Below are 13,018 nucleotides of genomic sequence, written 5' to 3'. Positions count from 1 at the left end.
TCGGTAGGTGTTGCTGGCCTTACTTGGTCAGGACAAAACCCTTGAGCTTGGAGAATGCGGCATCCACCAGCGCCTTTTGCTGCTCCTGGTGCAGGTGGGCATAGCCCACCGCGGGCGACGCCGAGGCGGCACGGCCGGCGTAGCCGAGCTTCTGACCATCCAGCATGTTCTCGTGGATGTAGTGCTGCACGAAGAACCACGCACCCTGGTTCTGTGGCTCGTCCTGGCACCAGACCACATCGGTAGCGTTGGGGTACTTCTTGAGCTCTGCGGCAAACGCCTTGTGCGGGAACGGGTACAGCTGCTCGACGCGCAGGATCACAACGTCATCGGCTTCTTTTTCCGTACGCTTTTTCACCAGGTCGTAGTAGACCTTGCCGGAGCAGGCAATCACCCGCTTGACCTTGGCGGCTTTCTTGGCGATCGACTCATCCTGCTCCGGAATCACCGTCTGGAAGCTGCCCTTGGTGAACTCGGACAACGGCGACGTGGCGTCCTTGTTACGCAGCAGCGACTTGGGCGTCATGATGATCAGCGGCTTGCGCAGGTCGCGCACCATCTGGCGGCGCAGCACATGGAAGATCTGGCTGGCCGTGGTTGGCTGCACGATCTGCATGTTGGCGTCAGCCGCCAGCTGCATGAAGCGCTCCAGGCGCGCCGAGCTGTGCTCTGGGCCCTGGCCTTCATAGCCGTGCGGCAGCATCAGCGTGATGCCGTTCACACGGCCCCACTTGACTTCGCCAGAGGCGATGAACTGGTCGATCACCACCTGCGCGCCGTTGGCAAAGTCGCCGAATTGCGCTTCCCAGATCACCAGTGTGTTCGGGTCGTTGGACGCGTAGCCGTATTCAAAGCCCAGCACCGCTTCTTCCGAAAGGATGGAATCGATAACCACAAACGGTGCCTGATTTTCGGCCACGTTTTGCAGGGGCACATAGGTGCCGGTGTCCCACTTTTCACGCTTTTGATCGTGGATGACGGAATGACGGTGCGTGAAGGTGCCACGACCGCAGTCCTCGCCCGACAGGCGCACCGGGTAACCGCTGGCCACCAGTGAGGCAAACGCCATGTGCTCGCCCATGCCCCAGTCCACAGGAATTTCGCCACGGCCCATGGCCGCGCGGTCGTCGTACACCTTCTTAACGAGCTGGTGGGGGGTCACGCTCTCGGGAATGGTGGTGATCTTCTCGGCCAGGCGCTTCCACTCGGCCAGAGGAATGGCGGTGTCACCCGCGTCGGTCCACTTCTTGCCGAGGAAGGGGCTCCAGTCCACGGCGTACTTGCTCTTGAAGTTGGTGAGCACGGGGTCGACCGTGTGCTTGCCCGCGTCCATCGCAGCGCGGTACGCCTTGACCATGTCGTCGCCCAGCGATTCGCCCAGGCCCTGAGTTGCCAGCTTGTCGGCATACAGCTTGCGCGTGCCGGGGTGCTGGCCGATCTTCTTGTACATCAGCGGCTGCGTGAGTGCCGGCGTGTCCTGTTCGTTATGGCCCAGCTTGCGGAAGCAGATGATGTCCACCACCACATCCTTGCGGAACTCCATGCGGAACTCCAGTGCCAGCTGGGTGGCCAGCACCACGGCTTCCGGGTCATCGCCATTCACGTGCAAGACTGGCGACTCGATCATCTTGACAATGTCGGTGCAGTACAACGTGGAACGCGCATCGCGCGGATCAGAAGTGGTGAAGCCGATCTGGTTGTTGATGATGATGTGCACCGTGCCACCCGTGGAGTAACCACGGGTCTGCGCCAGCGCCAGGGTTTCCTGGTTCACGCCCTGGCCCGCAAAGGCAGCATCGCCATGCACCAGCACAGGCAGCACCTGTTGACCCAAGGGGTCGGCACGACGGTCCATGCGCGCGCGCACCGAACCTTCCACCACGGGGTTCACGATTTCAAGGTGAGACGGGTTGAACGCGAGCGACAGGTGCACCGGGCCGCCGGGGGTGGTCACGTCCGAGCTGAAACCCTGGTGGTACTTCACGTCACCGGCAGGCAGGTCTTCAGGCGCTGTGTGGTCGAACTCTGCGAACAGATCCTTGGGCATCTTGCCCAGCGAGTTGACCAGCACATTCAGGCGACCGCGGTGGGCCATGCCGATCACGATCTCCTGCACGCCCTTGGCGCCCGCAGACTGGATGAGCTCATCCATCGCGGCAATGAAGCTCTCACCACCTTCCAGCGAAAACCGCTTTTGACCCACGTACTTGGTGTGCAGGAAGCGCTCCAGCCCTTCCGCCGCCGTCAGGCGGTCAAGGATCTGCTTCTTCTTCTCAGGGCCAAAGCTGGGCTTGCTGCGGATCGTCTCGAGCTTCTCCTGCCACCAGCGCTTCTGATTCTGGTCCGTGGCGTACATGTATTCGGCACCGATGGAGCCGCAGTAGGTCTCGCGCAGCGCGTTGATCAACTCGCGCAGCGTCATCGATTCCTTGCCGAAGAACGTGTTGCTGGTGTTGAACACGACTTCCTGGTCAGCATCGTTGAAGCCGTAGAAAGACGGTTCCAGCTCGGGAATCGCGGGGCGCTCGGTGCGCTTGAGGGGGTCAAGATCCGCCCAGCGCTGGCCCACGTTGCGGTAGGCGGCGATCAGTTGCTGGACGGCGGTACGCTTGCGGCCCATTTCCGAATCCGCCCCGGAGGCCACGACCACCTTGGTGCCGCCCTGCTTGGCGCGCTCGGCAAAAGCGTTGATGACCGGGAGGTGCGGAACGTCCTTGGCATTGCTGCCGTCGACTGCAGGCACATGCTGCAGCGCATCAAAATACTCACGCCATGTATCAGGCACGCTGCCTGGATTGGCGAGATAGTTCTCGTACATCTCTTCGACATAGGGCGCATTGCCGCCGAAGAGGTAAGTGTTGCCTTGGTAGGCTTGATAGACGGATGTCGTATCGCTCATATTCCGCTGACCTCCGCTTTCCTTGGGAAAGCATTAGCTGGTTGAGAAACCTTCCGCGACACGGCTGAACCGGTTGGCGGATGCGACTGTGGCTGGGGAAGGGCCTTGGTACGGCCGCTATTGTGCCACCGAACACCATTGGCCCGCCGAAGCTTCCATCTGAAGCCCCGTCGCAGCGCCTGACAGCAGTGCGGCGTCCGGGCTCGCGTACATTCCGGGGTCTCACTCCTTTGCCTATCCATGCTGCATCACAACCTTCAGGACAAAGCTTTCCTATTACTGCTCATCCTTGTCACGATCGCATTTGGCGCAATCCTGTGGCAGTTTCATGGGGCGGTTTTCTGGGGGGTGATTTTGGCCGTTCTTTTTGCGCCGCTGCACCGCAAGCTGCTGCGCCGAATGCCCAGACGCCCCACGCTGGCTGCGCTGTGCACGCTGGGCCTGTGTCTCGTGGTAGTGATCCTGCCGATGGCCGCCATCACCGTGTCACTGATTCAAGAAGCCACGGTGATCTATGAGCGGGTTCGCTCCGGCCAGATCAACTTCGGGTTGTACCTGCAACAGGTCATCGCAGCCCTTCCGCCATGGGCTGCGAGCTTGATGGACCGTCTTGAACTCACCAGCCTCGGTGAGCTTCAACAAAAGCTGTCTTCGTTCGCCGTACAGGCCAGCCAGTTTATTGCCACGCAGGCGCTGAGCATTGGGCAGAACACGCTGCAGTTCATCGTCAGCTTCGGCATCATGCTCTACCTGCTGTTCTTCCTGTTGCGCGATGGTGCCCGATTGGCATTGCGTATCCGGCAGGCCACCCCGCTGGATGAGACGCACAAGCGGCAACTGGTGGGGAAATTCACCACCGTGATCCGTGCGACTGTCAAGGGCAACATCGTCGTAGCGGCCTCCCAGGGCGCACTGGGCGGAATGATGTTCTGGTTTCTCGGAATCCAGGGCCCCGTACTGTGGGGCGTACTGATGGCGTTCCTGTCGCTTCTGCCCGCGGTGGGCGCGGGACTGATCTGGGTACCCGTTGCCATCTACTTTCTGGCCACGGGTGCCATATGGCAAGGCGTGGTGCTGACTGCTTTCGGGATCTTCGTGATCGGGCTGGTCGACAACGTACTGCGCCCCATCCTGGTGGGCAAGGACACCAAGATGCCCGACTACGTGGTGCTGATTTCCACGCTGGGCGGTATGGCCTTGTTCGGACTCACCGGGTTTGTCATTGGCCCGGTCATCGCAGCACTTTTCATGGCCAGTTGGGATCTGTTCTCCCCTCCGGTTGCGGAAGACACGTCGTCCCGTTGACTTCACCCTGCCCGCAGCCCGACGCTATCTCAACTAGACGCGTGTCGGCGAGATCGGGCACCTGTGCTTGTCACCACTCATCCGCAGCGCAGGTCAGTAAGTAAGCGTATTCACACCTTGTGCGGTGCCCAGAAGACAGACAGATGCCTTCTGGTGCGCAAAAACCCCCACCGTCACCACCCCCGGCCACTGATTGATGTCGGATTCAAACGCCAACGGGTCCGTGATCGAGAGCCCGCGGACATCCAGGATCTGCTGACCGTTGTCGGTGACCAGCGGTTGCCCATCCCGCATCCGAAGCTGCGCCTGGCCACCCATCGCTGCAAAACGCCGAGCAACATGGTTGGCAGCCATCGGGATCACCTCCACCGGCAGAGGAAACTGCCCCAGAACCTGGACCAGCTTGGATTCGTCTGCAATACACACAAAGCGCCTGGCCAGCGCCGCAACGATTTTTTCGCGCGTCAAGGCGGCGCCACCACCTTTGACCATGTGGCCTTTGCCATCAATTTCATCCGCTCCGTCGATGTAGACCGCGAGCGATTCCACGTCGTTGGCATCCAACACTGGGATCCCGATCGCCTTGAGCCGCTCCGTGCTGGCCACTGAACTGGAGACAGCACCTTTGATCTGGTTCTTCATGGTGGCCAGAGCGTCGATGAACTTGTTGACGGTGGAGCCGGTGCCTACGCCCACGATCTCGCCAGGCACCACGTATTGCAGCGCGGCTTGGCCTACCAGGGTCTTGAGTTCGTCTTGGGTGAGGGAAGGAGTGGTCGTCATGGGAGAAAATCGGGGGTAATCCTTGAATTATCTCTCCATGTCCCTCATCCCCTACGCCCTCACCCGCCCCTTTCTCTTTGGCATGGATGCCGAGACCGCCCACGAACTCACCATGGACATGCTGGCACGCGGGCAGCGCACCCCGCTGCAATGGGCCTGGTGCAATGAAACCGTGGACGACCCCGTGGTGTTGGCGGGCCTGACCTTTCCCAACCGCGTGGGGATGGCGGCAGGCCTGGACAAGAACGCCCGCTGCATCGACGCGCTGGGGGCCATGGGCTTCGGCTTTGTCGAGGTCGGCACGGTGACGCCCAAGGCGCAGCCTGGCAACCCCAAGCCGCGCATGTTCCGCCTGCCCGAAGCACGCGCGCTGATCAACCGCCTGGGCTTCAACAACGAGGGCCTGGACGCGTTCCTGCACAACGTGCAGCAGGCGCAATTTCGCTCGCAAAGCCGCAAACATCCCCTGCTGCTGGGCCTCAACATCGGAAAGAACGCCACCACCCCCATCGAGAATGCCACCAGCGACTACCTGACCTGTCTGGAGGGCGTCTATCCCCACGCTGACTACGTGACGGTCAACATCAGCTCACCCAACACCCAGAACCTGCGGGCCCTGCAAAGCGACGCTGCCCTGGACGCCTTGCTGGGTGCCATTGCCGAGCGGCGTGAGGCCCTGGCCACCCAGCATGGTCGCCGCGTGCCGGTGTTCGTGAAAATTGCCCCCGACCTCGATGAAGCCCAGGTGTCGGTGATCGCCGCCACACTGCAACGCCACGGGATGGACGGCGTGATCGCCACCAACACCACCATCAGCCGCACCGCAGTGCAGGGCCTGCGCCATGCCGAGGAAGCCGGTGGACTCAGCGGAGCGCCGGTGCTGGAGGCCAGCAACCAGGTTATCCGCCAGCTGCGCGCCGCGCTTGGCAGCCGCTTTCCCATCATTGGGGTGGGCGGCATCATGAGCGCAGCAGACGCGGTCAGCAAAGTCCGCGCGGGTGCGGATGTGGTGCAAATCTATACGGGGCTGATCTACGAAGGCCCTGCACTGGTGGTCAAGGCGGCAAAGGCCATCAAAGCCATGAGATGAATACACGATATCTCCGGCAGTCCCGTGTCCAATAAAAAACCGCTGTCAACAGCGGCTTTTTGATGTGAAGTGGCGGGCATCTTGAGGCCCAATACCGGCGCCTGCTCAGCGTCGCAACCGCATGAGCATCGGCAGAACCACCCCAGCCCACCGGATCAGGCGGCGCGGCCCCGCTACCAGAGCAACACCTGCCATGGTGGCCACCGCCACAGGATGCTGCCGCGCAAAACCTGCAACACGCAAAAGCATAGACTCGTCCAAGGCGGCGCCAAGCGGTTCACGCTGCGCCAGTGCCAACGACTGGGCCCGTGCGGCCCTGCGGGCGCGAAGACGTTCGCGTTGCAGAGCAATACGGTCCAGCACCCTTTGCTGGTCAGCCGTCGGCGATGGAACAGCCTGCTGCGTCATGGGTTGAAGCGATGAAGTCGGGGTTGCCATCACAGACGTTCCTTGATATCCCGCCAGTCCTGCGCGAGTTCGCGGCGCGTCAGGGCAAAACCATTCCCCGCCTTCTGAACCACAGACACCAGCGACATCAGCATCGCGGCCCATCCCACGGTCCATACAGCGGCAACCAGCCAGGCCACCAGCGTACGATGGGGCGTATCCCAGAAATGCACCAGCACCGCCAGCGAAAGCATGATCAACGCCACCACCGTGAGCCCTGCGACCACGATGGTCAGCACCAGCATTTGCTGCAAACGCTGCTTCTGATCGTGCCATTCCAGCCTGGCCAGGTCCATCCGGTCTTCCACCGCAATCGCGCCTTCGATCACATTGGCGCGCCAACGGGCTACCAGTGCCTCCAGCCCCAGAAGAGAAAGCCAGTTCATTCGCAGCCCTTGTGTTGCGTACTCAAGCCCAAGCAGCCCGGATCAGCGGCGCGCCAGCAGAAAACCCACCAGTGCCCCCACCGCGAGTGCGGCGCCTGCTACGCGCCAAGGCTCGTCATGCGCATAGCGGTCCGCTGCAAGGGCCGCTTCCTTGGCCTGCCGAGCTGCGTCTTGCGCAGCGCGCACGGCAGATTCGCGAACGTTGTGCATGCCATCGTCCAAGCGCTGGCGCAGCAGCTTGATCTCAGGGACTGCGTCGAGATCTTTGTTGGCCAGAAGCCCCCGCAGATCAGAAACCAGCTTTTCCAGTTCGCCCTGGGTGGTGGTGGTGTCGGAAGCAGTCATACAAGCCTTTCTTGAAGCAACAAAAAAATAGGGCAGCCCTGTCGGCCGAGCCATTCAGAACACCAGTTCATCTTATCCACCTGTGCTGTTCCCCTTCGTAGGACGGGGTCGCATGAGGTAACGGATTGAAAATGCCTTGCCGCAGATCAAACGAGTTCGGCCACATGTTCGGCAATTGCCAGAGCGCTTGTCAACCCCGGTGATTCGATCCCGAACAGGTTGACCAGGCCCGGGATACCATGGGCTGATGGTCCCTGAATCACAAAGTCCGCCGCAGGCTCGCCCGGGCCGTGGATTTTGGGACGTATGCCCGCATATCCCGGTGACAGGGATCCGTCACGCAGCCCGGGCCAGTATTTGCGTACCTCAGCGTAGAAATCGTCCCCGCGCGCGGGGTCTACGAGCAAATCCTCGGGCGAATCGACCCACTCCACATCGGGCCCGAATTTGGCCTGACCACCCAGGTCCAGGGTCAAGTGCACCCCCAGGCCTGCCGCTTCAGGCACCGGGTAGATCAAGTGCCTGAAGGGGGATTTTCCCGACAAAGTGAAATAGCTGCCTTTGGCATAGCGGGCGTGCGGCACATGAACCGGCGCCAAGCCAGCGAACCGGCTGGCGAGTCCGGGTGCGTGCAGGCCCGCCGCATTGACCACGGTGCGCGCTCGCAACCGCGTGCCGTCCATTGCTCCCAAATAGATAGCATCCTGCGCACACTCAGCAAGCCCCAGAGCCGTATTGAGCACCACAATTCCTCCAGCGTGCTCCAGATCACCCTGCAGTGCGAGCATCAGTGCGTGGCTATCGACGATGCCGGTGCTGGGCGAGATCAATGCGGCGACGCAGTCCAACGCGGGCTCCAGGTCCAGAGCTTCGTGCCGTTCCATCCAGCGCAATTCCAGCACGCCGTTGGCATGTGCGCGCGCCCGGATGGACTCAAGACCCGGGAGCTGGCCCTCTGACGTGGCCACCAGGAGCTTGCCGCAGCGGCTGTGGGGTACGCCCCGTTCGGCGCAGTAGGCATACAGCATGTCCCTCCCCCGCACGCACAGCCCGGCCTTCAACGAGCCAGGGCGATAGTAGAGCCCGGCGTGAATCACCTCGCTGTTGCGCGAGCTGGTTCCGGTCCCGATGGCGTCCGCGGACTCCAGCACCATCACTTCGCGGCCCTGCAGGGCAAGTGCGCGCGCAACCGCCAGCCCCACCACACCAGCGCCAACCACCACACATTCCACGTCATCTGCCATCACACAAACCTTAAATGAATGCGAAGTCCTCAGACCTGCTCGAACCCGTCAAGCACATTGACGGCATTGGTCCCCAGCTCTGCAGCCGCATAGCCGCCTTCAAGCACAAAGACGGCGGGCAGTCGCAAACCGGCCAGGCGCTCACCCACCCGGCGGAAATCAGCGGACGCAAGCGCAAACTTGGAAATGGGATCACCCTCGAAGGTATCGAGTCCGAGTGAAATCACGAGGGCGTCAGCCCCGTGGCGGTCAATACGCGCACAGGCAAACTCCAGAGCATCCAACCAGGCGGCGGCACTGGTGCCCGCAGGAAGCGGAAGGTTCAGGTTGAAACCTTCGCCCTCTCCCACGCCGGTTTCATCAGCATGGCCCAGATAAAACGGGTATTCGGTACGCGGATCGCCATGAATGCTGACAAACAGCACGTCGGCCCGGTCATAGAAGATGCTTTGCGTGCCGTTGCCGTGGTGGTAGTCCACATCCAGCACTGCCACACGCCGCGCACCCTGGTGGCGCAGTACCTGCGCAGCCACAGCCGCATTGTTCAGAAAGCAGTAGCCGCCCATGAAGTCGGGGCCCGCATGGTGGCCCGGAGGGCGTGTACAGCAGAACGCTGCGCGCGCACCCTGGGCAACCCTGGACGCAGCGCTTGCAGCCGCATCCGCACCGGCCTTGGCTGCAGCCCAGGTTCCCGGCGCCATGGGGGTGCCATTGTCCATCGAATAAAGCCCCAGGCGGGCCACGAAATTGAGTGGCTCCAAATCGCTGCGCAGGGTGCGTACCGGCCAGACCGACGGAAACGGCTGGATGGCGGAATTCGCAGGATCAAGCTCCAGCCATTGCTGCCAAGCAGTCTGCAGGAAGGCCAGGTATCTCGGCGCATGCACCTCGGACAACGTTGGCCCGCTATCTGTGTCGGGCGGCAGCAGACCGTGACCCCGCGCCCGCAACGCCGCTTCCACGTAGTCCACGCGTGCGGGCTTCTCGAAACAGGGCACACGTTCACCCCGAAAAAATTCGTGGGCCGGCGCATGGCCTTGATGAAGAGGGTTGTGAAACGTGATCATGGTTCGGGCGCATCCACTGCGAGAGGGGTGAGAGGACTATCGGGGCAGCCGCCAAAAGCAGCCGCATTGGAAGACGACACAACACTTTAGCTGCACTGGCGCCGCCAGCGCGCACCCCATCACTGGATGCGCATGGGCATGAAAAAACCCCTGCAGACGGAATCTGCAGGGGTTTCAAATTGGTGGGTGATACATGGATCGAACATGTGACCCCTGCCGTGTGAAGGCAGTGCTCTACCGCTGAGCTAATCACCCGACGATGGCACTCTGATCAGAATGCATTCGCGACCGTCAGAAAGCGTGGTGGGTGATACATGGATCGAACATGTGACCCCTGCCGTGTGAAGGCAGTGCTCTACCGCTGAGCTAATCACCCGTGTCTCTGTGACAGCCCACGATTATGGCACAGGTTTTCAGCTTGTCTGAACGGCACGCCAAATTGTTTTGCCGCCACTTGCCTTGTCGATCTGCGCCAGCACATCCGCATGCTGGAGTTGCTCCTGCTCGCTGGCGCGCAGGATGGGCAGGCTCAACAGCCGCAAGTCGATCGTTGCAACCTTCAGTCCATCACTGGTGACGTTTTCATCATCCACCATCAACAGGGCGTCCTGGCCGCGCGTGAGACTGATGTACACATCGGCCAGAAGCTCCGCATCCAGCAAGGCGCCGTGCAAGGTCCGGCCGGAGTTGTCCACCCCCAGGCGGTCGCACAGGGCATCGAGCGAATTGCGCTTGCCCGGGTACATCTCCTTGGCCATGGCCAGCGTGTCGGTCACGCTCTCCACATAGGTGCGGAAAGCCGGACGGCCCACCAGCTCCAGCTCCTTGTTCAGAAAGCCCACGTCGAACGCAGCGTTGTGGATAATGATCTCGGCGCCCTGCAGGTACTGAAGGATGTCTTCCACCACTTCGGCGAATCTGGGCTTGTCTTTCAGGAACTCGTTGCTGATGCCATGCACCTTCAGCGCGTCTTCATGGCTTTCACGGCCGGGGTTGAAGTACAGATGCAGGTTGTTGCCGGTCAGCTTGCGATTGAGCAGCTCCACGCAGCCGAGCTCAATGATGCGGTCCCCGCCTTCGGCCGAAAGGCCGGTGGTTTCGGTATCGAGAACGATCTGCCTGGACATCAGTGGTTTTCCTTGGCGTGGTTGATCGTGTACTTCGGAATCTCCACCACCAGATCCTGCTGCGCCAGGATGGCCTGACAGGAAAGACGCGACTGCGGCTCCAGGCCCCAGGCGCGGTCCAGCAGGTCCTCTTCCTCTTCTTCAGCGGCATTCAGCGAGTTCAGACCCTGGCGCACGATGACGTGGCACGTGGTGCAGGCGCAGCTCATGTCGCAGGCATGCTCGATGTTGATGTGGTTGTCGAGCAGGGCTTCGCAGATCGAGGTGCCGGCGGGTGCCGTGATTTCGGTGCCTGCGGGGCAGTACTCGGGATGGGGAAGGATCTTGATGACGGGCATGGGGGTTGTATTTTTTGTACGGTGGGGTGCGTTCACCAGGCTCAGAGGGCCTGCACGTTCTTGCCAGCCAGGGCCTGCCGAATTCCGCGATTCATGCGCAGGGCCGCAAAGGCTTCGGTACCTTTGGCCAGGGCATCGGTCGCAGCCTCGATGACCGCAGCGTCTTCGGAGTCGCGCTGGTGCCGCAAAGTCACCATGAGGCCATCAATGGCGGCACGCTCCTGCGCGCTCAACACATCGCCATCCGCGTCCAGCGCGCTCTGGGTAGCGATCAGCATGCGGTCGGCGTCCACACGGGCTTCGACCACGGCGCGCGCTTTCATGTCCTGCGCGGCGGTCGCGAAGCCGTCTTGCAGCATGCGGGCTATCTGGTCATCCGAGAGGCCGTAAGACGGCTTCACGTCTATCCGCGCCTCCACGCCGCTGCCCTGCTCCTTCGCGCTTACGCTCAACAGGCCATCGGCATCGACCGTGAAGGTCACACGGATGCGAGCGGCTCCCGCAGCCATGGGCGGGATGCCCCGAAGCTCAAAGCGCGCAAGACTGCGGCAGTCCTGTACCAGGTCACGCTCTCCCTGCACCACGTGGATCGCCAGAGCGGTCTGTCCGTCCTTGTAGGTGGTGAAATCCTGCGCCTTGGCAGTAGGAATGGTCTCGTTGCGCGCCACGATGCGCTCCACCAGCCCGCCCATGGTTTCAATACCCAGCGACAGAGGGATCACATCGAGCAGCAGCAGGTCGCCTGCGGTGTTGTTGCCCGCCAGCTGGTTGGCCTGGATGGCTGCGCCCAGCGCCACCACTTCGTCGGGATTGAGGTTGGTCAGAGGCGGTTTGCCGAAAAATTCCTCCACGGCACGCCGCACCTGGGGCATGCGCGTGGAGCCGCCCACCATGACCACACCCTGCACCTCATCGCGACCCAGATGGGCATCGCGCAACGCACGGCGCACAGCGGCCATGGAGCGCGCGGTCAAATTGGCCGTTATCGCTTCGAAGTCACTAAGTTTGACGTCAAATCGGGCCTCAGCGCTTGATAGTAAAGCGCTGAATGCTGCAATATCAGTAGCAGTCAACGCCTCCTTGCAGGCACGCGCAGCCATGCGCACTGCTGATTTGTCTGCAGGCGTGGTCGCCTCCAGCGCGAGCTGCTGCAGCACCCAGTCTGCCAGCGCAGCGTCGTAATCGTCGCCGCCCAGCGCCGAATCGCCGCCTGTGGAAATGACTTCAAACACCCCTTGGGTCAGGCGCAGGATGGAGATGTCAAAGGTGCCCCCGCCCAGGTCGTACACGGCGTAGACCCCCTCACTGGCATTGTCCAGTCCATAGGCAATCGCAGCCGCGGTGGGCTCGTTGATCAGACGCAGCAAATGGATGCCCGCGAGCCTGGCGGCATCCTTGGTGGCCTGCCGCTGGGCGTCATCGAAATAGGCCGGCACCGTGATGACGGCACCGTACAGGTCATCATTGAACGTGTCTTCGGCGCGGTAGCGCAGGGTGGCCAGAATCTCGGCACTCACCTCGACGGGAGACTTGTTGCCATCTACCGTGGCAACACTGACCATCCCCCCCGCCTGCGCATCGCTGGAAGCTACAAAGTCGTACGGCAACTTGTCCGCTTGCGCCACATCGTTCAGGCCACGCCCCATGAAGCGTTTGGCCGAGGCGATGGTGTTGCGTGCATCGTGTGTTTGCGCGGCAACGGCGTCGTATCCGATCTGGCGCCCGCCCTTTTCCAGATAACGCACCACTGAGGGCAACAACACCCTGCCCTGGGCGTCGGGCAAGCACTCAGCCACGCCATTGCGCACGGCCGCCACCAAAGAATGGGTGGTGCCCAAATCAATGCCTACCGCAATACGCCGCTGGTGCGGGGCGGGGGATTGGCCGGGTTCGGAGATCTGCAAAAGCGCCATGAAATTTCGGGTCTCAACGTGGTGGAGCCCGCCATCACAACAACCGGGCTCCCTGTGGGAAAGCTAAACCGCTC

12 protein-coding genes and 2 tRNA genes are annotated in these 13,018 nt (G+C 61.9%); 2 read left to right on the top strand and 12 right to left on the bottom strand.

Annotated features, from left to right (window positions below; translation table 11 throughout):
• Positions 1 to 19 precede the first annotated feature (19 nt).
• Complete coding sequence (locus KYG_RS10130; protein ID WP_008904794.1) at positions 20 to 2,899, bottom strand: 2-oxoglutarate dehydrogenase E1 component; 2,880 nt, start codon at positions 2,897 to 2,899, stop codon at positions 20 to 22.
• A gap of 240 nt (positions 2,900 to 3,139) precedes the next feature.
• Between KYG_RS10130 and KYG_RS10125 the strand changes: the two genes are divergently transcribed.
• Positions 3,140 to 4,204, top strand: coding sequence for an AI-2E family transporter (locus tag KYG_RS10125; RefSeq protein WP_008904793.1), 1,065 nt, complete (start codon positions 3,140 to 3,142; stop codon positions 4,202 to 4,204).
• 93 nt (positions 4,205 to 4,297) lie between these two features.
• On the opposite strand, the gene rpiA is transcribed toward KYG_RS10125, so the two are convergent.
• Complete coding sequence (gene rpiA / locus KYG_RS10120; protein ID WP_008904792.1) at positions 4,298 to 4,987, bottom strand: ribose-5-phosphate isomerase RpiA; 690 nt, start codon at positions 4,985 to 4,987, stop codon at positions 4,298 to 4,300.
• A gap of 37 nt (positions 4,988 to 5,024) precedes the next feature.
• Here rpiA and KYG_RS10115 point away from each other — a divergent pair, with 37 nt between their 5' ends.
• Entirely contained in the window at positions 5,025 to 6,077 is a 1,053-nt protein-coding gene (locus tag KYG_RS10115) for a quinone-dependent dihydroorotate dehydrogenase (protein WP_008904791.1), read from the top strand.
• Positions 6,078 to 6,182: 105 nt separating this feature from the next.
• Here the strand turns inward: KYG_RS10115 and KYG_RS10110 are convergent, their stop codons facing one another.
• The 10 genes from KYG_RS10110 to hscA form a co-directional block, all read right to left on the bottom strand.
• On the bottom strand, positions 6,183 to 6,515 hold the full coding sequence (locus KYG_RS10110; RefSeq protein ID WP_008904790.1) for a hypothetical protein: 333 nt from the start codon (positions 6,513 to 6,515) through the stop codon (positions 6,183 to 6,185).
• Positions 6,515 to 6,910 carry a phage holin family protein gene (locus KYG_RS10105; RefSeq protein ID WP_008904789.1) on the bottom strand — a complete coding sequence of 132 codons (396 nt, stop codon included), beginning with the start codon at positions 6,908 to 6,910 and terminating at the stop codon, positions 6,515 to 6,517. The genes KYG_RS10110 and KYG_RS10105 overlap by 1 nt, the downstream gene beginning before the upstream one ends.
• 42 nt (positions 6,911 to 6,952) lie before the next feature.
• Positions 6,953 to 7,255, bottom strand: coding sequence for a DUF883 family protein (locus tag KYG_RS10100; RefSeq protein ID WP_008904788.1), 303 nt, complete (start codon positions 7,253 to 7,255; stop codon positions 6,953 to 6,955).
• Positions 7,256 to 7,401: 146 nt separating this feature from the next.
• On the bottom strand, positions 7,402 to 8,499 hold the full coding sequence (locus KYG_RS10095; protein ID WP_008904787.1) for an NAD(P)/FAD-dependent oxidoreductase: 1,098 nt from the start codon (positions 8,497 to 8,499) through the stop codon (positions 7,402 to 7,404).
• Positions 8,500 to 8,528: 29 nt separating this feature from the next.
• Positions 8,529 to 9,566: a histone deacetylase family protein gene (locus KYG_RS10090; protein WP_008904786.1), complete on the bottom strand. Its 1,038-nt coding sequence runs from the start codon at positions 9,564 to 9,566 to the stop codon at positions 8,529 to 8,531.
• A gap of 180 nt (positions 9,567 to 9,746) precedes the next feature.
• Positions 9,747 to 9,821, bottom strand: a tRNA-Val gene (locus KYG_RS10085).
• Positions 9,822 to 9,867: 46 nt separating this feature from the next.
• Positions 9,868 to 9,942 (bottom strand) — tRNA-Val (locus KYG_RS10080).
• Positions 9,943 to 9,979: 37 nt separating this feature from the next.
• The gene (gene dnaQ / locus KYG_RS10075) at positions 9,980 to 10,693 is read right to left on the bottom strand and encodes a DNA polymerase III subunit epsilon (protein WP_008904785.1); all 714 of its coding nucleotides are present in this window, start codon (positions 10,691 to 10,693) and stop codon (positions 9,980 to 9,982) included.
• Positions 10,693 to 11,031, bottom strand: coding sequence for an ISC system 2Fe-2S type ferredoxin (gene fdx / locus KYG_RS10070; RefSeq protein WP_008904784.1), 339 nt, complete (start codon positions 11,029 to 11,031; stop codon positions 10,693 to 10,695). The genes dnaQ and fdx overlap by 1 nt, the downstream gene beginning before the upstream one ends.
• Before the next feature lie 41 nt (positions 11,032 to 11,072).
• The gene (gene hscA / locus KYG_RS10065) at positions 11,073 to 12,944 is read right to left on the bottom strand and encodes a Fe-S protein assembly chaperone HscA (RefSeq protein WP_008904783.1); all 1,872 of its coding nucleotides are present in this window, start codon (positions 12,942 to 12,944) and stop codon (positions 11,073 to 11,075) included.
• Positions 12,945 to 13,018 lie beyond the last annotated feature (74 nt).

Origin of the sequence: Acidovorax sp. NO-1, assembly GCF_000238595.1 — a bacterium.
Classification (GTDB): Bacteria; Pseudomonadota; Gammaproteobacteria; order Burkholderiales; family Burkholderiaceae_C; genus Acidovorax.
Note: the sequence above shows the minus strand (reverse complement) of the source record. Positions and strands in the feature narration are given on the sequence as shown.